Genomic DNA, 22,690 nt, shown 5'->3' with positions numbered 1-22,690 from the left:
ACCAATAAGTTTTATTTCTTAGCCCTTTTCCAATATAGTCTATGCATCGTCTACCTATATCCTCCCCATTCCTGATAAAATTGCTCCAGGTAAGTTTCCATATAAGCATGGCGGGCAGCTGCCAGTTTTTTGGCATGGCTGGTATTCATCAAATCTTTTAGACGCAATAATTTCTCATAAAAATGCATAATCGCTGTCTCTTGCCCATTACGGTACTCCTCTAGGGTGAAGTCTTCCCTGGGGAGTTTATTTGGGTCATGAATCAGGCGGCCTTTAGCCCCTGAATAGGCAAAGACACGGGCAATACCAACAGCTCCAATGGCATCTAGGCGGTCGGCATCTTGAACAATCTGTCCTTCTAAGGTCAGCGTTTGAGAAGGTTGACTCCCACCTTTAAAAGACAGCCATTGAATAATCTCCAAAATATGCTCTCTGTCAGCTTGGCTTACCTGATTTTCCTGCAGCCAGCTTTTGACCGCAGCAAGGCCTATATGTTTTGAGCCGCTTATTTTTTCATCTGCTAAATCATGTAAAAGGGCGGCCAACTCGCATATAAAAAGATTGGCATGTTCCTGTTCACCTATCTCTCGTGCCAGATTTCTCACACGGACAATATGCTACCAGTCATGACCGCTAGGTTCATTAGCCAGGATTTCCTCAACAAGATTTTCTGCTTTTTTTAAAATAGCACATTGATTTTCTGTCATTGTTTCATTATAGCAAAAAAGAGCAACCACAACAGTTTTTTCCTCCAATATCTGATACCAATCAGTTATCTTGATGTGCTTGAAGAAGCCTTTTAGGAGTTGAAAATCTAGGAAGGAAGCTTTACAATATAAGCGACATTAGATTTTGTGACCCGTTGGCAAAGAAAGAAGAGGAGATTTGAAAAATGTTAATGCTGTTACTGTTTCAAAGACTTGGTATTATCATGATATTGGCCTTCCTTCTGGTCAACAACAGCTACTTTCGCCAGTTGATTGTGGAGCGTTCAAAACGTGAAAAATTAGTCTTAATCATTATTTTCGGACTTTTTGTCATTATCTCTAATATGACCGGAATCGAAATCAAGAGCGACCGTAGCATTGTTGAACGGCCTATTTTAACTACCATCTCCCACTCTGACTCTTTGGCGAACACCAGAACACTCGTGATTACCACTGCCAGCCTCGTTGGCGGTCCTCTGGTCGGAACAGTCGTTGGTTTTATCGGTGGTATCCACCGTTTCTTTCAAGGAAACTTATCTGGTATTTTCTATATTATCAGCTCCTCTCTTGTTGGCTATCTGAGTGGACGTTTGGGTGATAAGCTAAAGGCCGGCAACCTTTACCCTTCCACTTGGCAGATTATTCTCATCAGTACTGTAGCAGAGGGCATCCAAATGCTTTTTGTCGGCTTTTTCACAGGTTGGGATCTGGTTCGGCTGATTATGCTTCCAATGATTTTACTCAACAGTCTGGGCTCTACTCTATTTTTAACCATTTTAAAAACGTATTTATCCAACGAGAGTCAGCTTCGCGCTGTGCAGACTCGTGATGTTTTGGATCTGACACGCCAAACCCTGCCCTATCTAAGACAGGGGCTCAACCAACAGTCGGCTGCTAAGGTCTGTGAAATTATTAAAACACATACCAACTTTGATGCGGTTGGCTTAACAGATCGTACAAATGTCTTGGCTCATATCGGGATTGGGCACGATCATCACATCTCAGGACAGCCGGTTAAAACGGACCTCTCTAAAAGCGTCATCTTAAGTGGTGAACCCCGTATTGCCCTTGATAAAACAGCTATTTCTTGCCCCAATTCTGAATGTCTCCTAAGCTCTGCCATTGTTGTGCCTCTTAAACTGAACAGGGAGACTGCAGGAGCCTTAAAGATGTATTTTTCGGGAAACAAAAAAATGACTGAAGTCGAAGAGAATCTCGCACTGGGGTTGGCACAAATCTTTTCTGGCCAATTAGCCATGGGAATCGCTGAAGAACAGAATAAACTGGCCAATTTAGCGGAAATTAAGGCGCTGCAGGCACAAATCAACCCCCATTTTTTCTTCAATGCAATCAATACAATCAGCGCTTTGATTCGGATTGATGCCACTAAAGCCCGATACGCCCTCATGCAGCTAAGCACTTTCTTTCGAACCAGTCTTCAAGGCGGACAAGATCGAGAAATCAGCTTAAAACAGGAAAAGGCTCACGTGGATGCTTATATGAATCTTGAGAAACTCCGCTTTCCTGATAAATACCAATTAGACTACCAAATAGAGGCCTCTGATAAGATTATGTTGCCACCGTTTGGTCTTCAAGTCTTGGTCGAAAATGCCGTTCGCCATGCTTCCAAAGAGCGGAAAAAAGACAATCGCATCCGCATTGTTATAAAGCCTGAAGAAATGTTTTTCAGAATTGCTGTCAGCGATAACGGCCACGGAATCTCTCCTGCTATCATTGACAGTCTTGGTCGGGAGACCGTCCTTGAAAGCCAAGGAAGCGGAACAGCTCTGGTTAACTTAAATAACCGACTGAACCTCCTATATGGCAGTGCCAGCCAACTGCATTTTGACAGTAGTTCCGCGGGAACAACCGTTTGGTATCAAATCCCTCGCACAAAAGGAGATAGCGACAATGAAAATCTTAGTTCTTGACGATGAAGTATTGGCTAGACAGGAATTAATTTACCTAATCCAAAATAGCCAGAAAGTGGGGCAAGTCGATATTTTTGAAGCTGAAGATATCGGAGCTGCCGAGAAAATCTTATTTCGCCAGCAGATTGATTTAATTTTTTTGGATATTTCGCTTAGTGAAGAAAATGGCTTTACTCTGGCTAACCAGCTGGAACAGCTAGCACATCCTCCGCTTGTCGTATTTGCAACTGCTTATGATGACTATGTACTTAGGGCCTTTGACAGTAATGCTGTTGATTACATTTTGAAACCTTTTGAACAAGAGCGCGTGGACAAAGCTCTGATAAAAATTAATAAAATACTCCAGATGAGCGCCGAGGCCGACAGCAAACCAAAAACTCAAAAAGGTGTTGAATTGCTAACACTGGCTCTGGCAGACAGGAGCGTTGTTCTAAAAATGCAGGACATCATTGCAGCTAATATCGAGGATGGGGAGCTGACGGTTACAACTAAAACACAAACTTATACGGTCAAAAAAACCTTAAACTGGTTCAAGGAACGTGTCAAAGCCAATTATTTTCTCCAGATTCATCGCAATACCGTGGTCAATTTGGGAATGATTGAGGAAGTTCAGCCTTGGTTTAATCATACACTCCTATTAGTCATGGCCAATGGCGATAAATTCCCTGTTGGCCGCTCCTATCTTAAAGACTTGAATAGCCATCTGACCTTATAACTTATTAAGTCATTCAGAATAGGCTCAAGAGCTGTGTTGTTTTTTAGAAGTTGAAAATTGCATTTCAACTTCTTTTTTGTGCAACTGAGACATCTTTTGAAAACGTTTTATCAAAAATAGCTTACAATAAGGATGTCAAATAAAGGAAAGGAGTCATTCATCCTATGAAACACACCAGTCAAGCTAGTAAAACAAAATCAGCCCCTATATTTATTCAAATGTCTATCTATGCAGCTATTTTACTTATATCTCAGCTCATTTCAGAACTGCTGCCAAAGACACTCCCCATTCCGCCAACCGTCATCGGTCTAATTTTAATGTACGTTCTCTTGTGCAGTCGCATGATTAAAATTGAGTGGGTAGATTCTCTGGGAACTCTCTTGATTAGCATGATTGGATTTATGTTTGTTCCTTCGGGTATTTCCCTAGCAGCCAATTTAGATATTCTGAGAGCTGAAGGTCTGAAGCTGGTTCTTGTGATAGGCTTGTCTACCGTCTTAATGCTTGTGATTATCACCTATATCGCATCTTTTATTTTATCTTTGAAAAAATGGAACTGGAACCACTTGTGGCTAAGACTGAGCGACACCAGTCTCTTCAAAAAACGAATCGAAAAAGCAGGAGGCAAATAAGATGGAACTTCTTAGAACACCTATCTTTGGTATCTTTTTTTCCTTAATCCTTTACACCATCGGACAATATGCCTTTAAAAAAAGCAAGGGATTCTTTCTCTTACAGCCACTCTTTTTTGCCATGGTAGCAGGCATCATCATCCTCTGGCTTATGGCCCTTATCATGAAAATACCCGTCCAAACGCTATATACTCAGGCTTATAAGCCAGGAGGAGATCTCATTTTCTGGTTCCTTAATCCAGCCACTATTGCCTTTGCAGTTCCTCTTTATAAGAAAAACGATGTCATCAAAAAATACTGGCGTGAAATTATCAGTAGCCTGATTATCGGTATGATTGTTTCCCTCACAACTATTGTTGCTATTTCTAAATTTGTCGGCTTGAGTACGGCAAGTATGGCCTCCATGCTACCTCAGGCAGCAACAACAGCCATCGCCCTGCCAATAGCCAAATCTATTGGGGGAAATACTGCCGTTACCGCTATGGCCTGTATTTTGAATGCTGTTATCATTTATGCGCTTGGTAAAAAATTAGTAACCTTTTTCCACCTTGACAAAAGTGATATTGGGGTCGGTCTTGGTTTAGGGACCTCTGGACATACCGTTGGTGCTGCTTTTGCACTAGAACTAGGAGAACTGCAAGGAGCAATGGCTGCGATTGCTGTCGTTGTTATCGGTCTGGTTGTCGATTTGGTTATTCCTATCTTTAGCTATATTATCGGTCTAGGGGGCTAATCCCCGAAGAATCAAAAAATGCTAGGCGATAATCTGCCTAGCATTTTTTATTTATCCGTCAGAAGAACTGTCACTCAAAGCCTTCATTAGTCTTGATATCTCCTGACTAATCATCGTCGGTAAGACCACATAATGGCTTTGACTCAAGTCTTGGGCAATGGCCGAATGAAGGTAGACTGCTAATGACACACGGTCTAGCAGCGGCCTTTCCTTAAACTGCATAGATAGGCCCGCAATCATCCCCGCCAAAGTATCTCCCATGCCACCCGTCGCTTGGTAAGGACCCCCAACTAGAATCTGTCCAACTCGCTGCCCTTGATAAACTTTAGTCTGAGGCGACTTTGCCACCAAAATCGTTCCTTGGGGAAAATGACGAAGTGCCGCTTGTGTCGCTTCTTGTGTCTGTTCTGGGATGGACAAGCCAGATAGTCTTTCCCATTCTTTTTGGTGCGGGGTCAAAATCAGCCGATTGGTCCGCCAAGAAACCGCCTCTTGACGAGCCAGCAGATTAAGTGCCGATCCATCCACAATCAAAATCTGGTCTTGGACTAGACTTGCCAAAACCAACTTAAAGATTTTCTGGGCGGCGTCATCCTCTGCTAAACCAGGCCCTATTAGAATCGTATCTGAGACCTTTATTTGAGAGACAAGTAAGGCTTGATCCCATAAGTCAAAAGCCATCGCTTCCGGCAGGTGACTGTGAAGCGCCCCAATATTGTCCCTATCAGTAGCAACTGTCACCAAACCCGCTCCGCTATTAACACAAGCCAGAGCGGCCATAATAATAGCACCTCCATAGGGATAGGTGCCGCCAATTAAGAGAATCCGGCCAAAAGTCCCCTTGTGACTATCAAGAGGACGCGGTTGAATGATTTTTTTCGCTAGCACTTCATCAATTACTGTCATCTTATCTTCCTCTAAAATCTGCAAAAACTTGGGTAATCTTGGCTGCTAAAGCGGCTTGGTAATCGCCCGTCAAGAGAAGGCAGTCATCTGCAAATTCACGCAGACCTGGATAATCTCCTATCTGGACGGCATAGGTGGACGCTTTGAACATCTCAATGTCATTTTTATCATTACCGAAAGCAATAAACTCATGTCCACACTGCTCAAGGATTGTCGTTGCCTTATTTGTATGAAGAGGATTGATATAAAGACACTTTTCGTGCTCATGATAAGAGATATCCATGACCTGTAAAGAAGATAGCTGATGCTGCATTTCTTCCACTAAAAACTCATGGTCTCCCATATAGACAACTACTTTAATCGGATTTGTCAGGTCGGCCAATGCGAGGTGTTTTGCCCGTTTCAATGGATCAACACTTGCAATAAAAGGGATTTTCTCTACAATCTGACCGCTATAATGAAAGGTATTATCCACAAAAAGGGGAAGATTGTAGGTCTGACACCAGTCCAAAACAGACTGATAGCCTCGCTCATCTAAACGTCTCTCAAATAATAACTGACCCCCTTGATAAATCAAGCCACCATTGAGTCCAATGACTAGATTTTGGATCAATGGATCACCTAGCAGCCCCAGACAATCACGATAAGAACGAGCTGAAGCAAAAATCACTTCATGCCCATACTTGTCAGCTGATTGCAGAACCTGCTTAACCTCTTCGTTAATAGTCATATAATCAAAAGAGAGCGTTCCATCTAGGTCAAAGACACATTTCATTTGCTCACACTTCTTAAGGCCGCCTGATAAGTTTGTTCCAAAAGCATGGTAATGGTCATCGGACCTACCCCTCCAGGAACAGGCGTGATGTAGCTGGCTACTTCTGCAACATCATCATACTTGACATCACCGATAAGTTTCCCATTGTCATCACGGTTCATACCGACATCAATGACAACAGCCCCCTCCTTGACAAAGTCTTTGGTCACAAAGTGACCTTTACCGATGGCAACAATCAAAACATCGGCCTGTCGAGCCAGCTCAGGCAAATGCTTTGTCCGAGAATGGGTCAAGGTGACGGTTGCATTTTGATTGAGCAGAAGCTGAGCCATGGGTTTGCCGACGATATTGGAACGTCCAATGATAAGCGTATTTTTTCCTTCTAAATCAATCTCATACTCGCGGAACATTTCCATAATCCCCGCTGGTGTACAAGGAAGCATGACAGGCTGGCCTGACCACAATTTTCCAGTATTCATCGGGTGAAAACCATCCACATCTTTTTGAGGGTCAATGGCCAAAATAATGGCATTATCATCAATATGGGCAGGCAAAGGAAGCTGCACCAGAATACCGTGAATGCTGCAATCCTTATTGTAGTTATCAATCAAAGCAATCAACTCCGCCTGACTAATGCTGTCAGGAACCCTAACCACTTCACTCTTGAAGCCTGCCTGCAAGGCAGAACGCTCTTTATTACGGACATAAACGTGACTGGCTGGATCTTCTCCGACCAAAATAACAGCCAGTCCTGGAACGATCCCTTCTTTGTCTTTTAAATCCTGAACTTTCTGAGCTAGTTTGCTCTGCATTTTCTGAGCCAGTGCCTTGCCATCAATAATCTGTGTCATTATAATCTCCCCAAATTGTAATACTTTCATTATAACAAAAAGAATGAAGTCAGGCACTTCATTCTTTTGAGAATTTTTTGAGATTGGGTTTTTGAAGCTGCTTAACACCGCAGGATGTATCGCTGCACTCTTCACAAGACCCTTTTTTCTGAATAAGATGGTAGGTGATTTTATAAGTCACATAAGCAATCAAAAGCGCAATAATAAGTGTTGACATGTTTCCCTCCTAAAGAGCTTGTTTTTGTTGCAGATCCTCTAGCCGAATCACAGCCACCTTCTCAGCTGGTGCTTTTCTAAAGACAAAATAGAGGAAAACAGCTAAAACTGCAACTGCGACCCAAGTCCAGATACCGACGGTTTGCTTGTAAAAATAAATCAAGCCAAACTGGTAAATCAAGAGACTGACACCGTAGGCCAGACCCGTCTGAAAGAAGACAGCCATCATAGTCCACCTCAGACTGTTCATCTCTCGGCGAATGGCACCAATCGATGCAAAACAAGGCGCACATAAAAGATTGAAAACAAGGAAAGAGTATGCTGCTAGAGGTGTATAGGATGCCTGCAAGGGTGCCCAGAGGCTCTTGCTGGTCTCTGTCACTTCCGCGCCTGAGTGATAGAGAATTCCCAGCGTTGAAATAACAGTTTCTTTAGCCAAGAGACCCGTGATAGCAGCAACGGTTGCCCGCCAATCCCCAAAACCTAAGGGGCTGAATAAAACAGCAAGCCACCGTCCCAATGAGGCGAGTATGCTTTTATCTGGGCTGACCATCTGCAGAAAGATATTATAAGAGGTTGTAAACCAGATAAAAATATTAGTCACGAAAATAATCGTACCTGCCCGCTTCACAAAACTGATCCCTTTATCAAGGGCATAACGGCTTACCGATTTCATCTTCGGCAGATGATAGCTCGGTAATTCCATAATGAAAGGACTGGCTGCTCCGCCTAAGCGCTTGGTCTTTTTTAGCGCCATTCCTGACAGAACAATTGTCGCAATCCCTAAGAAATAAGCACTAGGTGCTATCCAAGGATTCTTGGGAAAGAAGGCTCCCGCAACCAAGGAAATGATAGGAAGCTTGGCTGAACAAGGCATAAAGGTTGTCGTCATGATGGTAATTCGACGATCTCGTTCATTTTCGATGGTCCGACTGGCCATTATCCCGGGAACACCACAGCCTGTCGCAATTAGCATGGGAATAAAAGATTTCCCCGACAGACCAAAACGTCGGAAAATTCTATCCATGACAAAGGCAACCCGACTCATGTAACCCACATCTTCAAGAATTCCCAAACAGAGGAAGAGAACAATAATCTGTGGTAGGAAGCCCAGAACCGCCCCGCAGCCAGCAATAATCCCATTCAGAATCAAATCCTGCAGCCAAGCCTCAACTTTCAGAGCATTCAAAAATGCAGCGACAGTATCAGGAATCCATTGACCAAATAAGACATCATTGACCCAGTCTGTCCCCATGGTACCAACAGTCTGAATGGATAAATAATAGACCACCCACATGACAAACGCAAAAATCGGCAAAGCCAAAAAACGGTTGGTAACAACTTGGTCAATACGGTCAGATACCTTAAGCTTAAAATCATCTCCTTGACTTTGCGTCATTCGGATCAGATGCTCAATAAATTGGTAGCGCTGATTGACCACAATGCTCTCGGCGTCTTCCGTAAAAATTTCTTCTGTAATCTTAATAATTTCTGCAATTTCTTTCTTCTGGAAAGACGAAAGATCCAGACTCTGCCAGATAGCCTCATCCTGTTCAAACAGTTTGATGGCATAAAAACGAGCACTGGCTGCTGGGACGGTATTACCTAAGACATCAACGATTTCGGCAATAGAAGCCTCGAAATGCTTATCATAGACTGGGAAGGAGATGGCATCTTCCGTCACTGCAATAGCCTTCTTCAGAGCCTTGTCAACCCCTTCATTTTTAACCGCGCTGGTCGCAACCACCGGAACACCTAGAAAATAGCTTAATTTACTGATGTTGATGATTTTCCCCTGATTTTTTAAAATATCACTCATATTCAGGGCTAAGACCAGAGGAATTCCTGTTTCGATAAGCTGGAGCGTCAAATAGAGATTCCGTTCCAAATTAGTGGCGTCAACCACATTTAAGATACTGTGCGCCTGATGGCTAAGCAGGTAATCTCTGGCAACGATTTCCTCTGAGGTATAGGGACTCATGGAGTAAATCCCCGGTAAATCTTGAACCTCTACCTGCTTATTCTTTTTTGCAAAGCCGCTTTTTCGCTCAACGGTCACTCCAGGCCAATTCCCCACCCGCTGATTGCTGGCGGTCAAGAGATTGAAAAGAGTCGTTTTACCGCTATTGGGATTTCCAGCTAGAGCAATTTCAATTGTCACCTGAGTCTCCTTCCAGTTTTAAAACACTAATCAGCTGGGCTTCTGATTTCCGCAGGGTTAATTCATAACCACGCAGCGTTATCTCAATCGGATCACCCAGCGGCGCCACCTTCCTAAGGTAAATTTTCGTCTTTTTCGTTATTCCCATGTCCATTAAGCGACGCTTGATCGCCTTGGGCGCAAAGATATCGTAGATAAGAGCTGACTGCCCTACCTGCAAATCTGATAAGGGCAGTGGTGCCTCCTCCTGTTCAACCTGACCGACGTCAATCTTTTCCAAGATACTCTTATCAAAAGCCAGACGGCTTGATTTGACCATAATAATGGCACTATCTTTATTTTTTGAAACCAGTCTGACCTTTTGACCCACTTGCAAGCCCAAGTCCGACAAGTGCCTTCCCGTTTCCTGAGGGAAGTCTAGACTTAAAATTTCATAGGTTTTATCTTTTTCAATACACGCTAATCTCATGATTGTTCCTCAAATGTTACTGATAAGATTGGTAACCTCTATTATAGCATCTTTTTAAAAAATTGTCAGACAATTCAAAAAAAGCCAATATTGGCTTTTACAACACTTTACTTAAGAAATCTTTAGTCCGTTCTTCTTGCGTTTCCTCAAAAACTTGAGTTGGGCTGCCCTCTTCAACAATAACTCCGCCGTCCATAAAAATGACACGGTCTGCTACTTCACGCGCAAAGCCCATTTCGTGGGTGACGATGGCCATGGTCATCCCAGATTTGGCCAAATCCTGCATCACGGCTAGGACTTCCCCAACCATCTCTGGGTCAAGAGCGGATGTCGGCTCATCAAAAAGCAGAACATCTGGATCCATTGCCAGCCCCCGAGCAATCGCAATACGCTGCTGCTGACCCCCAGAAAGACTTTGAGGATAGCTCTCCGCCTTATCGCGCAGACCAACTTTTTCTAGAAGTGCATAGGCTTTTTCTTCTGCTTCTGCTTTGGACAGTCCCTTCGTTTTAATGGGAGATAGGGTAATATTTTCTAAAACCGTCATATTGGGAAAGAGATTAAACTGCTGGAAAACCATTCCCATCTTTTCCCGCATTTTGAAGATGTCATTACTCTTATCTGTGATGTCCACACCTTCGAAGGTAATCTTCCCTTCGGTCGGTACTTCCAGCAAGTTCATGGTTCTTAGGAAAGTCGACTTGCCAGAACCGGAAGGACCAATAATCACCACGACTTCCCCTTTGACAATCGACAGATCAATGCCCCGAAGAACTTGGTTGTTTCCAAAAGATTTATGAAGATTTTCAATATGAATCAAAGTTTCTGTCATCAGCTCACTTCTCCTTTACCAAACCGTTTTTCTAATAACTTCAGTAAAAAGGACATTAAGGTGGTAATCATCAAATAATAGAAAGCGCCAAACAAAAGCGGTGTGATTGGCAGGTAGGTAGCTGTTACAACCGACTGGGCGCCATTCCACAATTCCATAACCCCGATGGTTTGTAACAGTGAACTATCTTTGATGATGGTAATAAATTCATTCCCCAAGGCTGGCAAAATATTCTTAAAGGCCTGAGGCAGTACTACATAACGCATGGTATAGCTCGGCTTGAGACCCAATGAATAAGCTGCCTCAATCTGCCCTTTAGGAACAGCCTCAATACCTGCCCGAACAGTCTCCGAAATATAGGCACCGCTATTAAGCGACAGGACGATGATTCCCGGCAGAAGACGCGAAAAATCCATATCCAAAACACCGATTGAAATAATAGGCATATTAGAAAAATGCATGATGGCAAAGGAAATCATAATCTGAACGACCATAGGTGTCCCCCGGAAAACCCAGACATAAAAACTGACCAACCAGTCTAAAAATTTGATATTAGACCGTTTGACAAGGGCAACCAGCACACCGATAATCGTTCCGAAAAAAACCACACAGGCTGAAATCATAATGGTCACTAAAACACCGTAGTTAAAATAGGACCAATATTTAGGTAAAAATGAAAAATCCATCTTGAAGCTCCTCTATACTTATAAGCTGTATTATACCATATAATTGAATAAAAATACAAACATCCAAGAAAAAAAGTCAAGCCTAAGCCTGACTCCAAAGAAGTGACTGCTCGTTAGTAGAGCAAATCATAAATTTCCATAGCGATTAAGTCGATACTGTCAAAAGTATACGATTCACGCGCTGCCACATCACGTAGTGTAAACACCGGTCCATTTTCTGGATCATTGTTAAAAGCCACCTCTGCTACGACAACACCGTCACGTTCAAAATTACGTTTTAAATTACCGCCATCAGTCGCCATTAATTCCAGACGATTGATGATTCTCACTAAATGTGATTCCATCTTGTTCTCCTATAAAAGTTTATTGACCTCTTCTATTTTAACATAAAAGCAAGGAAAGGCACAAGAAAAGCATAAAATTAACGATTTTTCAGACTGTAGTACATAATGGCCTTAATAGAATGCATCCGATTCTCAGCCTCCTGAAAAATATAAGAACTGTACTTTTGGAAAACCTCATCTGTAATCTCCAGTTCAGCATAACCATACTGATCATAGATTTCCCGACCAATTTGGGTGTTGAGGTCGTGAAAGGCTGGCAGACAGTGCAGCACAATCACATCGGGATTGCCGGTCTTTTCCAGCAAACCTTGATTAATCTGATAAGGCAGCAATAAATCAATTCTTTCTTTAAAGTTAACCGCTTCTCCCATAGAAACCCAAACATCTGTATAAAGGATATCGGCACCTGCTACCTGAGCAAGATCGTCTGTGATGGTAATCTCTCCGCCCGTCTGATGCTGCTTAGCCAGGGCGACAATTTCTTCTTCTGGCTGAAGAGATTCAGGAGCGATAATCTTAATATGAAGCCCCAAAATAGCTGAAGTTACCAAAAGTGAATTGGCCATATTATTGCGCCCATCCCCGACATAGACCAGAGTCAGACCTTCTAAACTGCCAAAAACCTCTTTTAGGGTCATAAAATCAGCAATCATCTGGGTTGGATGCCAGGTATCCGTCAATCCATTCCAGACAGGAACACCGGCGTGCTGCGCCAGCAGCTCAACGTCTTCCTGCGAGAAACCCCGATATTCAATACCATCAAACATAGAGCCCAGCACTTTAGCCGTATCAACAACCGATTCTTTCTTACCTAGCTGGATCTCACCCGCTCCAAGATAGGTCACATTCATGCCCAAATCCTGACCGGCAACGGTAAAGGCACTCCTTGTTCGTGTGGAGCTTTTCTCAAAAATCAGAGCGATATTATAACCTTGCAAATAGTTATGAACAAGACCATCCTTCTTCAAAGCCTTAAAATGAAGAGACAGATCAATCAGTTCTTCTAATTCTGCTTTGCTAAAATCAATTTCCTTCACAAATGATGTCGTTGGGGACATAAGGGCCTCCTAATGAATAAATATACATTATATTCTATAGTATTTTATAAAAATGTCAAGCTTTTCCTCTGAAAGAATCTTTTTACTTGCTTTGTCTGCCAGAGGTGTTATAATTGATTTATAAAATTTGACCATTATTGACCATAAAAGAATGGCCGACTAAAACCTAGAGAAACGAGGTAAGTATATGCTTTGTCAAAATTGTCAGTTAAATGAATCAACCATACATTTATATACAAACGTTAACGGTCAGCAAAAGCAAGTTGACCTCTGCCAGAACTGCTACCAAATTATGAAGACAGATCCTAAGAATAGTTTCTTAGCCAATTTAGGCAATCCGTCAGATGGGATCAATCCTTTCTTTGATGATTTCTTTGGTGACTTAAACAACTTCCGTGCTTTCAACAATCAAGAGCTGCCCAATGCTCCTAAGACACAGTCCGGCGGACAGGGCGGTAATGGGTCTGGAGGCATTGGAGGCGGCCGTCCAAGACAGCCTCAGGCACCCCAGCAGCCACAAGGCCTGCTAGAAGAATTTGGTATCAATGTGACTGACCTAGCCCGTCAGGGAAATATTGACCCTGTTATTGGCCGTGATGACGAAATTGTCCGCGTTATTGAGATTCTCAACCGACGCACCAAAAACAACCCCGTTCTTATTGGTGAGCCAGGGGTCGGCAAGACAGCTGTTGTTGAGGGGCTGGCTCAAAAGATTGTTGACGGTGATGTCCCTCAGAAACTGCAGGGCCGCAATGTCATCCGCTTAGATGTGGTCAGTCTGGTGCAGGGAACAGGTATCCGCGGACAGTTTGAAGAACGAATGCAAAAACTCATGGAAGAAATCCGCAATCGTCAGGATGTCATCCTTTTCATTGATGAAATTCATGAAATTGTCGGTGCTGGTAATGCCGGTGATGGCAATATGGATGCTGGCAATATTCTGAAGCCTGCTCTTGCCCGCGGTGAACTCCAATTGGTAGGTGCTACAACCCTGAATGAGTATCGCATTATCGAAAAAGATGCAGCCTTGGAACGTCGGATGCAGCCCGTTAAGGTCGATGAACCCAGCGTTGAAGAAACGATTACGATCCTTAAAGGTATCCAGCCTAAATACGAAGACTACCATCATGTTAAGTATACTGATGAGGCCATTGAAGCAGCGGCTAACCTGTCCAACCGCTACATCCAAGACCGCTTCCTTCCCGACAAGGCCATTGACCTCCTGGACGAATCTGGTTCTAAGATGAATCTAACCCTTAATTTCGTTGACCCCAAAGAAATCGATCAGCGGTTGATTGAGGCTGAAAATCTTAAGGCACAGGCGACACGGGACGAGGACTACGAAAAAGCCGCCTACTTCCGAGATCAAATCGCCAAATATAAGGAAATGCAGGCTGCCAATCTTGATGAGCAGGACATTCCTATTATCACTGAGAAAAACATTGAAGCCATTGTTGAACAAAAGACAAATATCCCAGTCGGCGATCTGAAAGAAAAAGAGCAGTCTCAGCTTATTAACCTCGCTGATGATCTCAAGTCTCATGTTATTGGGCAGGATGATGCCGTGGAAAAAATTGCCAAGGCCATCCGCCGGAACCGAGTGGGACTTGGCACACCTAATCGTCCTATTGGCAGTTTCCTCTTTGTCGGTCCGACAGGCGTTGGTAAAACCGAGCTTTCCAAACAATTAGCCATTGAACTCTTTGGCTCTGCCGACAGCATGATTCGCTTTGACATGAGTGAATACATGGAAAAACATGCTGTATCCAAACTAGTTGGTGCCCCTCCGGGCTATGTCGGCTACGATGAGGCCGGTCAGCTAACTGAAAAAGTTCGCCGAAATCCTTACTCACTCATCCTATTAGATGAAGTTGAAAAGGCTCACCCCGATGTTATGCACATGTTCTTGCAGGTGCTTGATGACGGCCGCCTCACAGATGGACAAGGGCGCACAGTCAGCTTCAAGGATACCATTATCATCATGACCTCAAATGCCGGAACTGGCAAAGCCGAAGCCAGTGTTGGCTTTGGGGCTAGCCGTGAAGGCCGTACCCATTCTGTTTTGGGAGAACTTGGAAACTTCTTTAGCCCAGAATTTATGAACCGTTTTGATGGTATTATTGAGTTTCAGGCTTTAGGGAAGACAGAGCTTCTTAAAATCGTTGACCTTATGCTGGATGATGTCAATAACCGTCTGGCAAGTAATGGCATTCATCTAGATGTGACGGCTAAAGTTAAAGAAAAGTTAGTTGACCTTGGTTATGATCCTAAAATGGGGGCTCGCCCGCTGCGCCGCACTATTCAGGAACATATTGAGGATGCTATCACAGACTACTACTTAGAACATCCTGATCAAAAAAATCTCAAGGCGGTTATGACCAGCCAAGGGAATATTAGCATCAAGTCTGCTGCAAAGGTTGAAACATCAAGCAAGTAACCAAAGGCTTACAGATATTCTGTAAGCTTTTTAACAAGAACACCATTCGCAGCAGTTCAAGAACTGGTATTTTTCAGTATTTTTAGTATAATATAACAATAAAAGATTCCCAGAGGACATCAGCTATGAATAACCCAGTATTCGGAGATAAAATAGACGGCATCAGCTATAAGGAACGCTACGGTGTTTATGCTGTCATCCCCAACCCAACTAAGGACAAGATTATTCTCGTTCAGGCCCCTAATGGCGCTTGGTTTTTACCTGGCGGTGAGATTGAGGCTGGCGAAGATCATCTGCAGGCTCTTGAGCGCGAATTAGTGGAAGAACTTGGTTTTTCCGCTCAAGTGGGGCATTATTACGGTCAGGCGGATGAATACTTCTACTCTAGCCACAGAGATACCTATTTTTATAACCCTGCCTATCTTTATGAAGTGATCTCTTTTACCAAAATTGGAAAGCCCCTAGAAGATTTTAATCATCTGGCCTGGTTCCCCGTTGAGGAAGCCAAGGCTAAGCTCAAGCGCGGCAGTCACCGTTGGGGTATTGAAAGCTGGCAAAAAGACCAGAAGAAGGACAATTTAGACTAACATTTCACTTTAAATAGTGCTATAATATTACTAAAGTTATCTAGGAGGAAAATCATGAGGCTCATAAACACGACCAGCAGTCACCAGCGATTAGTCAAGCAACAATTAAAAAATACCGACGCAACCCTTGTCGAGACCTTTTCAGCTGGGAACACCGATGTTGTTTTCTCACAAGCTCCAAAGCACTATGAAATCTTGATTTCAAATAAGCATCGAGCGATTAAAGATAACGAACTAGAAAGTATCCGTGAATTTTTCTTCAGACGTCGAATTGACGAAAAAGACATTCTTCCGGATCAGATCAAAACCATCCACACACCCAAATTGATTGAAATGTCAATCCCAATTAAGTAAACAATCGCATAACTAAAAACAGCCTCTGAGCTGTTTTTTTAGTCTTAAAAAGCAAGCGAAGCCAACTGTCTTACAAGCAAAAAGACCAAGGAGCCCTTTTAAATAGCCCTTTGGTCTTTTTCTTAGCTTAATAAATCGTGATGATTACTTTGTCTCAAAGCCTTCAGCAACAGCTTGGGAAAAATGCTCTTCCAAAATACGTGCACAGTGGTCACAGACCATCGCAAGATGAGGATTGGCATGGTTTCCGACGCTTGGATCCGTACGGCGGCAGCGTTCACAAACCTGACCTTCTGCCCGAGAAACCGTCAGTGCAAAATCATCAAAGACAAGTGCTCCTTCTGGAGCAGTCTCTCGGCTGATACTTAACTGAGAAACAATCAGCAGCTGAGCAATATCACTGTCAAGAGTTGTCAATAGAGTCTCTACTTCTTCGTTAGCATAGATTGTCAGATGAGCTTCTAAAGATTTACCAATCACTTTTTCGGAGCGTGCTTCTTCTAAAGCTTTTTGAACCTTGTCTCGGAGTGACATGAAAGCACCCCAAGTCTCTAAAATCTCTTCCTGACCAGCAAAATACTGAGCCTGTGGGATTTCAGCCAGCTGAACGAAATCCTCTGCTTCATGCTCCAAATAAGACCAGATTTCCTCGCTGGTATGAGGCAGAACTGGCGTCAAGAGCTTGGTAATCTTAACTAAAATGTCATAGAATACCGTCTGCATTTGGCGGCGTGCCAAGGAATTCTCAGCTTCAATATACACCACATCTTTGGCAAAATCTAAATAGAAGGCGGATAATTCTACCGTCACAAAATTAACCACAGCCTTATAAATGGCAATAAAATCATAGTCCTCATAGGCTTGAGTAATGGTTTTCACCAACTGATTGAATTTAATGGTCATGTATTTATCAGCAGAAGCCAAGTCCTCATAAGCGACAGTATCTGTTTTAGGATTAAAATCAGCTGTATTGGCCAGTAGGAAGCGCAAGGTGTTGCGGATCTTACGGTAGGTTTCTGATACCTGTGCCAGAATATCCATTGAGACGCGGACATCATTGCTGGAGTCAACGCTGATAACCCAAAGACGCAAAATCTCCGCGCCAAACTGTTTCTCCACATCGCTCGGTAAAATGGTATTCCCCAATGACTTAGACATCTTCTCTCCCTTGCCATCAAGGACAAAACCTTGAGACAAGACAGCCTTATAAGGCGCTTTTTCATTAACTGCCACAGATGTGATTAGGGAAGAATTAAACCAACCACGGTATTGGTCAGAACCCTCAAGATAGAGATCCGCTGGATAACCTAGATTATCCCTTGTATTGAGAACTCCATTCCAAGAAGAACCTGAATCAAACCAAACATCCATAATATCGGTTTCTTTAGTGAAGTGCCCGTTTGGAGAAGCAGGATGACTGAAGCCTTCCGGCAGAAGGTCTTTGGCATCCCGCTGCCACCAAACAATGGAACCATGTTCTGCGAACAAGTCTGCCACATGGTCTGTAACCTCTTTGGTCATGATAGCTGTTCCATCTTCAGCGTAAAAAATCGGCAGAGGAACTCCCCAAGCACGCTGACGGGAGATGACCCAATCACCACGATCGCGAATCATATTGTAAAGACGTGTCCGTCCCCAAGCTGGATAGAAGGCTGTTTTATCAATTTCATCCAAGATATCTTGACGGAATTTTGAAACGGAAGCAAACCACTGAGGAACAGCGCGCCAGATAATTGGCTTTTTCGTCCGCCAGTCAAATGGATAGGAGTGGCTGATGACTTCTGAAGCAAGGAGCAAATCTCCCAGCTTTTCTTGAACAAGCGGCGTAATCTTATCATAGAACTGCCCTTCAAAATCAGGACCCGCATTTTCCATCATAATACCGCGTTCATTAACGGTAACAACCACATCAAGTCCATATTTAACACCTACATTATAGTCATCTTCACCAAAGCCAGGCGCCGTATGGACAATTCCGGTACCTGAATCAAGGGTCACATGATCACCATTTAGGACTAATTCATCGACATCCTTATCCCATGGGTGCTCCGTCACAATACGATCCAGTTCAATCCCTTTGTAAGTCTTGAGAATTTCTGGATTTTCCCAGCCAAAGCGTGCAGACAGGTCTGCAACCATTTCGTGCGCTACAAGAAACTGACGGGCGTCGTTAGCAGGTTTAACAAGGGCATAAACAAGATCCGGACCGACCGTTAAGCCACGCGAAGCGGTAATCGTAAAAGGAGTTGTTGTCCAGACGACAATATAAGTGTTCGTATCTAAAAGTCCCTTACCATCCTTAACTCGGTTAGCGTAGTATAGTGACGTTGATTCTAAATCGTGATACTCAATTTCAGCCTCAGCCAGAGCCGATTCAGAAGACCATGACCAGTACACCGGCTTTGCCCCTCGATAAATGTAGCCCTTGTCAGCCATGGTACCAAAAACACGGATTTGCGCTGCTTCATATTCCGGCATCAGAGTAATATAAGGATTTTCCCAATCCCCCGAAACACCTAGACGTTTAAAATCCTCACGCTGTTTATCAACCTGACTAAGCGCATAATCCCGACACATGTCAAGATAGTCAGCTAAATCCATCTCTTTGCGCTTGACACCTTTTTTAGAAAGAACCTGCTCAATCGGCAGACCATGTGTATCCCACCCAGGAACATAAGGTGCTCGATAACCCATCATGGACTTAGACCGAATAATGATATCCTTTGAGACTTTGTTTAAGGCATGCCCCAGATGAATATTGCCATTGGCATAAGGAGGGCCGTCATGCAGAAAGAAGCTCGGCTTATTCGCATTTATAGCCTGTCTTTTGCCATAAATATCTGCTGCTTCCCATTCTTTTTGCCACTGCGGTTCTTTATTAGGAAGTCCTGCCCGCATTGGAAATGATGTTTTTCCGAGGTTTAGCGTTTCTTTTAATTTCATTTTTATCCTTTCACAATAAAAAAGAACCCTCGCCAAAGGACGAAAGTTCGTGGTACCACCTTATTTTAGATAGGAACAAGCCCTATCCCTCTTGACTCGTAAGGTGAGCCCTCCCTCCTGCCTTAGTCTTTTTATGTTCAGGCAGAAAACGAACAGAATGATAAGAAGCAATCAAAGTAATATAAGCCTTCCACCGACGCTTACTCGCTGTTATGATTGATTGCCACTGTGCTTTCTGTTATTCGTTAATATTTAATTTAAAGGTTTGTGTCTCATTCAGATTTGGCTCATCAGCAACCACTTCTTCTCCGTCATTTGGAATCAAAGGCTGATCAAATTGCTGTGTTTCATGGAGAACTCGGTTGCCTTCAGCCACTCGGCGCTGTAAATCTTCCATTTCTTCAGGAGAAAACTGACGCGTTGCATCTGCTGAAGCATAGTCATTGGACTCAGGAACTTCTTCATCCAAAACTTTTTCAACCACTTCCTTAAAAGCTGCATCTGAATTTTGCAGATAAACAGCTGTTGGCTGAAGCAATTCTGTCCACTCAGGAGAATTGATGAGACCTAGCTGACCTTCGATAGTTGACATTAGACGCTGATGGAAGACACGAGTTTGACGTTTAAGTTCTTCTGTTTCAATAGCAACTCGCTTGGCTTCATCCGTTGCATCCCGAAGAATCTGATTGGCTTTTTGTTTGGCTCCTTCAATTAAATGTTCTGATTCATAAGTAGCCTTAGTCAATAAGTTAGTTGATTCCGTATTAGCGGATAATTTCACCTTTTCAGCTGTCTCCTGAGCTAAAATAACAGATTGGCTGAGGGACTCTTTCATCTCATCAAAATAAGCCAATTTGTCTTCTAACTCTTTAATCCGGCTGTCTTTTTCACGATTAAGACGAACCTGCTCTTCATAATCATCAACGACAATATCCAAGAATTCCTCTACTTCTTGGGTGTTATAACCAAACATTTTGGTATTAAATGTCTTATCTTTAATTTCAAGTGCTGTAAGTGCCATTCGTTTCTCCTTATTTAGTGTGCAATGCGATCAATTATTAATTTATGCTTTCCGCTCTTGGAAAAGCCCTTATCCCTAGTCAAGGTCAATCTCCCAAATCCTCTGATGCTGAGCATATCACCTAAGACGAGCTCTAAGGCAGGCTTTGACACCGTGGCGTAATTGACCTTTACTTTTTCTGCTTCAATCAGTTTCAAAGCAGTGCCTCTTGATATTTTCAAACTTGTTGCCAAAATAGCATCAAGACGCATACTAGAGACAAGAATATCTTGTTCTTGAGCTTTCGCTGACAGTTGAAGTTGCTCATGGAAAGGAACTTCTTTGAGAGTGACTCCAACACGGCCAATTTTTTTTATAGTATTTATAAAATAGGCGGCCATATTAGCCTTAACAAAGAACTGTGCTCTTCCATCACCAACCAATATGTCACCGAATATCTGCCGCTCAATACCAAGTTTATTTATGAGACTGCCCATTATCTGGGCGTGTGTCAACTGGTTAAATTTAGAATGATAAACAATCTCTATCAGAGAAATCTCAAAATCTTCTGAATCAAAAACGTAATAGTCTGGAGCGATAAGAAGACGGGCATATTCCGATTTAAAGAAATCCCCGCTTGAAAAAGTCTGAAGGGAGGACTGCCCTAAAACGGTCCGCATCACCTGCAACTGTCTGGGATTTAGAAAATCCGTCAGCTGAAGGCTATAATAATCTTCGACCTGCCTTTGGATATCCTTGGCTTTGTCAACAAAGGCTTTTTCATCTTCTCCAAAATGCTGATAAATTGTTTGTCTTGTCATACTAAAAATAAAGCAAGTTGGCTAAAAAATACTTTAAGAGATTTAAGAGAAAAATAACCAAAACAATCGTGAAATCCAATCCAGCAAACTGAAGATTAAGTCCTCTAAAAGGCCTCAATAAAGGCTCGGAGATGCCAACGACAATTTTGCCTAAAGCAGAGTCATAGGCATTTGGAAACCAGGAAAGCAAGGCATAAACAATCAAAACAAAACTATACACGTCTATCAGTCGGGTCAGCAAATAGATTAAAAATGCCATTTGACCTACCGTCTTTTCATATCGTAGTTAAAGCTGACATCCTGACCATTAGCAGCCAGTGTCATTTCTTCAATATCAACAATGACATTAGCAGGGGTCAGCAAGTACATTGATGAGCCTACTTTTTGTAAGTTCCCATAAAGAACTTTGCTGGCACCGTCGACAAAATCTAGACAGCGACGCGCCTGTGCCTCCAGCATGTACTGAAAGTCAATCAAGACACATTCATTACGAATCAAGAGGTCAACGATCTCTTCAGCATCCTCGTATTTACGAGGGAATTTGAGAGCAATCGTGGTTTTATCTTGAACAGCTGACGGTTGGTTCCCAGATGGGCGTCCACCTGTTGGGAACTGGCGGATATTTTCATCATTCGCTGCCGCAGATGGACGACGGTTCGGACGTCCCTGCTGCTGACTTGGACGAGGTTTTGCTTGTGTACTTTGACTTTGTGTCTGAACTGGTTTTTGAGCCGCTTCAGGCTGTCGCTGCTTCACAGGTGCAGGAGCCTGTTGCTCCTCAACTTCGCTAACCTCATCAGTGTCAAAATAAGAAATAATTTTATCAAATCGATCTCTAAGTGCCATGTTTTTCTCCGTTCAATTAAAGAATGAGCTGCCGATTCTGACGAAGGTTGAGCCATTTTGGATGGCGATAGGAAAATCACCGCTCATTCCCATGCTCAAGTCTTCCATAGGCATATTCTTTATCTTTTTTCCTTTTAAGAATTTCCTTAAATTATCTGTCTGTTTGAAGATTTCAGCCAGTTGGCTGTCACTGGCACCCAGAGGAGCCATCGTCATTAAACCGACTATCATAAGCTTGTCAAAATCTTTCAGACTTTGAACCACTTCCTCAACCTGATCTGGACGAAAGCCGTGCTTGCTTTCTTCTCCCGAAATGTTCACTTGTAAGAAGCACTTGATAGGGTGCAGAGCACGCTTTTGGATTTCTGACGCTAGTTTGAGAGAATCCAAAGCGTGAAAGTAGTCAACATAATTGATCACATCTTTCACTTTGCGCCGCTGCAGACTGCCAATCAGGTGCCAAGTCAGGTCATAGTCCGCAAGCGCCTGATATTTCTCAAGAAATTTATCGACACGATTCTCACCTAGATGCTGCACACCAGCTTGAACAAGTTCTTCTGCCGTTTGACTGTCCACATACTTCGTAACAGCTACTATCGTTACTTCTTCAGGCTTGCGTCCTGCACCTTTGCAGACATTCGCAACTTCTTCAAATAGACGCTGCTTATTTTCCTTTAGCCCCATGA

General features: G+C 43.1%; 23 protein-coding genes and 1 pseudogene. 7 read left to right on the top strand and 17 right to left on the bottom strand.

The features are described 5' to 3' along the window. Positions 1 to 50 precede the first annotated feature (50 nt). Positions 51 to 707 (bottom strand): annotated as a pseudogene (locus tag A3GY_RS09525) (HD domain-containing protein). 185 nt (positions 708 to 892) lie between these two features. Between A3GY_RS09525 and A3GY_RS0100345 the strand changes: the two are divergent. The 4 genes from A3GY_RS0100345 (at position 893) to lrgB (ending at position 4,718) form a co-directional block, all read left to right on the top strand. Further along, a complete protein-coding gene (locus A3GY_RS0100345) occupies positions 893 to 2,638 on the top strand; it encodes a LytS/YhcK type 5TM receptor domain-containing protein (protein WP_018029399.1) in 1,746 nt (581 codons plus the stop codon). Further along, positions 2,619 to 3,353, top strand: a complete 735-nt coding sequence (locus A3GY_RS0100340; protein ID WP_018029398.1) for a LytTR family transcriptional regulator DNA-binding domain-containing protein — start codon at positions 2,619 to 2,621, stop codon at positions 3,351 to 3,353. The genes A3GY_RS0100345 and A3GY_RS0100340 overlap by 20 nt, the downstream gene beginning before the upstream one ends. Before the next feature lie 164 nt (positions 3,354 to 3,517). Beyond that, complete coding sequence (locus A3GY_RS0100335) at positions 3,518 to 3,985, top strand: CidA/LrgA family protein (RefSeq protein WP_018029397.1); 468 nt, start codon at positions 3,518 to 3,520, stop codon at positions 3,983 to 3,985. A 1-nt stretch (position 3,986) separates the two neighbouring features. Beyond that, positions 3,987 to 4,718 carry an antiholin-like protein LrgB gene (lrgB, locus tag A3GY_RS0100330; protein WP_018029396.1) on the top strand — a complete coding sequence of 244 codons (732 nt, stop codon included), beginning with the start codon at positions 3,987 to 3,989 and terminating at the stop codon, positions 4,716 to 4,718. A 51-nt stretch (positions 4,719 to 4,769) separates the two neighbouring features. Here lrgB and A3GY_RS0100325 read toward each other — a convergent pair whose 3' ends face one another. The 10 genes from A3GY_RS0100325 to argF all read right to left on the bottom strand — a co-directional run bounded on the left by A3GY_RS0100325 (position 4,770) and on the right by argF (position 13,016). Further along, positions 4,770 to 5,624, bottom strand: a complete 855-nt coding sequence (locus A3GY_RS0100325; protein ID WP_018029395.1) for an NAD(P)H-hydrate dehydratase — start codon at positions 5,622 to 5,624, stop codon at positions 4,770 to 4,772. Position 5,625: 1 nt separating this feature from the next. Then, a complete protein-coding gene (locus A3GY_RS0100320; protein WP_018029394.1) occupies positions 5,626 to 6,399 on the bottom strand; it encodes an HAD-IIB family hydrolase in 774 nt (257 codons plus the stop codon). Further along, positions 6,396 to 7,250, bottom strand: a complete 855-nt coding sequence (locus A3GY_RS0100315; protein WP_018029393.1) for a bifunctional methylenetetrahydrofolate dehydrogenase/methenyltetrahydrofolate cyclohydrolase — start codon at positions 7,248 to 7,250, stop codon at positions 6,396 to 6,398. The genes A3GY_RS0100320 and A3GY_RS0100315 overlap by 4 nt, the downstream gene beginning before the upstream one ends. Positions 7,251 to 7,308: 58 nt before the next feature. After that, entirely contained in the window at positions 7,309 to 7,467 is a 159-nt protein-coding gene (locus tag A3GY_RS10190; RefSeq protein WP_018029392.1) for a hypothetical protein, read from the bottom strand. 9 nt (positions 7,468 to 7,476) lie between these two features. Beyond that, positions 7,477 to 9,627 (bottom strand): ferrous iron transport protein B, encoded by a 2,151-nt coding sequence (feoB, locus tag A3GY_RS0100305; protein ID WP_018029391.1) that lies wholly within the window; start codon positions 9,625 to 9,627, stop codon positions 7,477 to 7,479. Continuing rightward, entirely contained in the window at positions 9,617 to 10,096 is a 480-nt protein-coding gene (locus tag A3GY_RS0100300) for a FeoA family protein (RefSeq protein WP_018029390.1), read from the bottom strand. The genes feoB and A3GY_RS0100300 overlap by 11 nt, the downstream gene beginning before the upstream one ends. 97 nt (positions 10,097 to 10,193) lie before the next feature. Further along, on the bottom strand, positions 10,194 to 10,928 hold the full coding sequence (locus A3GY_RS0100295) for an amino acid ABC transporter ATP-binding protein (protein ID WP_018029389.1): 735 nt from the start codon (positions 10,926 to 10,928) through the stop codon (positions 10,194 to 10,196). After that, entirely contained in the window at positions 10,928 to 11,614 is a 687-nt protein-coding gene (locus A3GY_RS0100290) for an amino acid ABC transporter permease (protein ID WP_018029388.1), read from the bottom strand. Before A3GY_RS0100290 ends, A3GY_RS0100295 begins: the two co-directional genes overlap by 1 nt. A gap of 113 nt (positions 11,615 to 11,727) precedes the next feature. After that, positions 11,728 to 11,958 (bottom strand): DUF1797 family protein, encoded by a 231-nt coding sequence (locus A3GY_RS0100285; protein WP_018029387.1) that lies wholly within the window; start codon positions 11,956 to 11,958, stop codon positions 11,728 to 11,730. A gap of 77 nt (positions 11,959 to 12,035) precedes the next feature. Continuing rightward, positions 12,036 to 13,016 (bottom strand): ornithine carbamoyltransferase, encoded by a 981-nt coding sequence (gene argF, locus A3GY_RS0100280; protein ID WP_018029386.1) that lies wholly within the window; start codon positions 13,014 to 13,016, stop codon positions 12,036 to 12,038. A 187-nt stretch (positions 13,017 to 13,203) separates the two neighbouring features. Here argF and A3GY_RS0100275 point away from each other — a divergent pair, with 187 nt between their 5' ends. From A3GY_RS0100275 to A3GY_RS0100265, 3 genes are all read left to right on the top strand, one after another. Continuing rightward, entirely contained in the window at positions 13,204 to 15,453 is a 2,250-nt protein-coding gene (locus tag A3GY_RS0100275) for an ATP-dependent Clp protease ATP-binding subunit (RefSeq protein ID WP_018029385.1), read from the top strand. Between the two features lie 125 nt (positions 15,454 to 15,578). Then, on the top strand, positions 15,579 to 16,040 hold the full coding sequence (locus tag A3GY_RS0100270; protein WP_018029384.1) for an NUDIX hydrolase: 462 nt from the start codon (positions 15,579 to 15,581) through the stop codon (positions 16,038 to 16,040). A gap of 54 nt (positions 16,041 to 16,094) precedes the next feature. After that, positions 16,095 to 16,394, top strand: a complete 300-nt coding sequence (locus A3GY_RS0100265) for a DUF1827 family protein (RefSeq protein WP_018029383.1) — start codon at positions 16,095 to 16,097, stop codon at positions 16,392 to 16,394. A 144-nt stretch (positions 16,395 to 16,538) separates the two neighbouring features. On the opposite strand, the gene ileS is transcribed toward A3GY_RS0100265, so the two are convergent. The 6 genes from ileS to A3GY_RS0100235 form a co-directional block, all read right to left on the bottom strand. Continuing rightward, entirely contained in the window at positions 16,539 to 19,337 is a 2,799-nt protein-coding gene (ileS, locus tag A3GY_RS0100260; RefSeq protein WP_018029382.1) for an isoleucine--tRNA ligase, read from the bottom strand. Positions 19,338 to 19,575: 238 nt separating this feature from the next. Then, positions 19,576 to 20,358 (bottom strand): DivIVA domain-containing protein, encoded by a 783-nt coding sequence (locus A3GY_RS0100255; protein ID WP_018029381.1) that lies wholly within the window; start codon positions 20,356 to 20,358, stop codon positions 19,576 to 19,578. 14 nt (positions 20,359 to 20,372) lie between these two features. Further along, positions 20,373 to 21,158: a YlmH family RNA-binding protein gene (locus A3GY_RS0100250; RefSeq protein WP_018029380.1), complete on the bottom strand. Its 786-nt coding sequence runs from the start codon at positions 21,156 to 21,158 to the stop codon at positions 20,373 to 20,375. Position 21,159: 1 nt separating this feature from the next. Beyond that, positions 21,160 to 21,417, bottom strand: a complete 258-nt coding sequence (locus tag A3GY_RS0100245) for a YggT family protein (protein WP_018029379.1) — start codon at positions 21,415 to 21,417, stop codon at positions 21,160 to 21,162. A 5-nt stretch (positions 21,418 to 21,422) separates the two neighbouring features. After that, on the bottom strand, positions 21,423 to 22,004 hold the full coding sequence (locus A3GY_RS0100240; protein WP_018029378.1) for a cell division protein SepF: 582 nt from the start codon (positions 22,002 to 22,004) through the stop codon (positions 21,423 to 21,425). Between the two features lie 12 nt (positions 22,005 to 22,016). After that, complete coding sequence (locus A3GY_RS0100235; RefSeq protein ID WP_018029377.1) at positions 22,017 to 22,688, bottom strand: YggS family pyridoxal phosphate-dependent enzyme; 672 nt, start codon at positions 22,686 to 22,688, stop codon at positions 22,017 to 22,019. Positions 22,689 to 22,690 lie beyond the last annotated feature (2 nt).

Origin of the sequence: Streptococcus ferus DSM 20646, assembly GCF_000372425.1 — a bacterium.
Taxonomy (GTDB): domain Bacteria; phylum Bacillota; class Bacilli; order Lactobacillales; family Streptococcaceae; genus Streptococcus; species Streptococcus ferus.
The sequence above is the reverse complement of the archived record's forward strand: the minus strand, read 5'-3'. Positions and strand labels throughout refer to the sequence as shown.

Coding starts and splice junctions, on each gene's coding strand:
- A3GY_RS0100345 (WP_018029399.1), top strand. CDS start 893: ATGTTAATGCTGTTACTGTTTCAAAGACTTGGTATTATCATGATATTG.
- A3GY_RS0100340 (WP_018029398.1), top strand. CDS start 2,619: ATGAAAATCTTAGTTCTTGACGATGAAGTATTGGCTAGACAGGAATTA.
- A3GY_RS0100335 (WP_018029397.1), top strand. CDS start 3,518: ATGAAACACACCAGTCAAGCTAGTAAAACAAAATCAGCCCCTATATTT.
- lrgB (WP_018029396.1), top strand. CDS start 3,987: ATGGAACTTCTTAGAACACCTATCTTTGGTATCTTTTTTTCCTTAATC.
- A3GY_RS0100325 (WP_018029395.1), bottom strand. CDS start 5,624: ATGACAGTAATTGATGAAGTGCTAGCGAAAAAAATCATTCAACCGCGT.
- A3GY_RS0100320 (WP_018029394.1), bottom strand. CDS start 6,399: ATGAAATGTGTCTTTGACCTAGATGGAACGCTCTCTTTTGATTATATG.
- A3GY_RS0100315 (WP_018029393.1), bottom strand. CDS start 7,250: ATGACACAGATTATTGATGGCAAGGCACTGGCTCAGAAAATGCAGAGC.
- A3GY_RS10190 (WP_018029392.1), bottom strand. CDS start 7,467: ATGTCAACACTTATTATTGCGCTTTTGATTGCTTATGTGACTTATAAA.
- A3GY_RS0100300 (WP_018029390.1), bottom strand. CDS start 10,096: ATGAGATTAGCGTGTATTGAAAAAGATAAAACCTATGAAATTTTAAGT.
- A3GY_RS0100295 (WP_018029389.1), bottom strand. CDS start 10,928: ATGACAGAAACTTTGATTCATATTGAAAATCTTCATAAATCTTTTGGA.
- A3GY_RS0100290 (WP_018029388.1), bottom strand. CDS start 11,614: ATGGATTTTTCATTTTTACCTAAATATTGGTCCTATTTTAACTACGGT.
- A3GY_RS0100285 (WP_018029387.1), bottom strand. CDS start 11,958: ATGGAATCACATTTAGTGAGAATCATCAATCGTCTGGAATTAATGGCG.
- argF (WP_018029386.1), bottom strand. CDS start 13,016: ATGTCCCCAACGACATCATTTGTGAAGGAAATTGATTTTAGCAAAGCA.
- A3GY_RS0100275 (WP_018029385.1), top strand. CDS start 13,204: ATGCTTTGTCAAAATTGTCAGTTAAATGAATCAACCATACATTTATAT.
- A3GY_RS0100270 (WP_018029384.1), top strand. CDS start 15,579: ATGAATAACCCAGTATTCGGAGATAAAATAGACGGCATCAGCTATAAG.
- A3GY_RS0100265 (WP_018029383.1), top strand. CDS start 16,095: ATGAGGCTCATAAACACGACCAGCAGTCACCAGCGATTAGTCAAGCAA.
- ileS (WP_018029382.1), bottom strand. CDS start 19,337: ATGAAATTAAAAGAAACGCTAAACCTCGGAAAAACATCATTTCCAATG.
- A3GY_RS0100255 (WP_018029381.1), bottom strand. CDS start 20,358: ATGGCACTTACAGCACTTGAAATTAAAGATAAGACATTTAATACCAAA.
- A3GY_RS0100250 (WP_018029380.1), bottom strand. CDS start 21,158: ATGACAAGACAAACAATTTATCAGCATTTTGGAGAAGATGAAAAAGCC.
- A3GY_RS0100245 (WP_018029379.1), bottom strand. CDS start 21,417: ATGGCATTTTTAATCTATTTGCTGACCCGACTGATAGACGTGTATAGT.
- A3GY_RS0100240 (WP_018029378.1), bottom strand. CDS start 22,004: ATGGCACTTAGAGATCGATTTGATAAAATTATTTCTTATTTTGACACT.
- A3GY_RS0100235 (WP_018029377.1), bottom strand. CDS start 22,688: ATGGGGCTAAAGGAAAATAAGCAGCGTCTATTTGAAGAAGTTGCGAAT.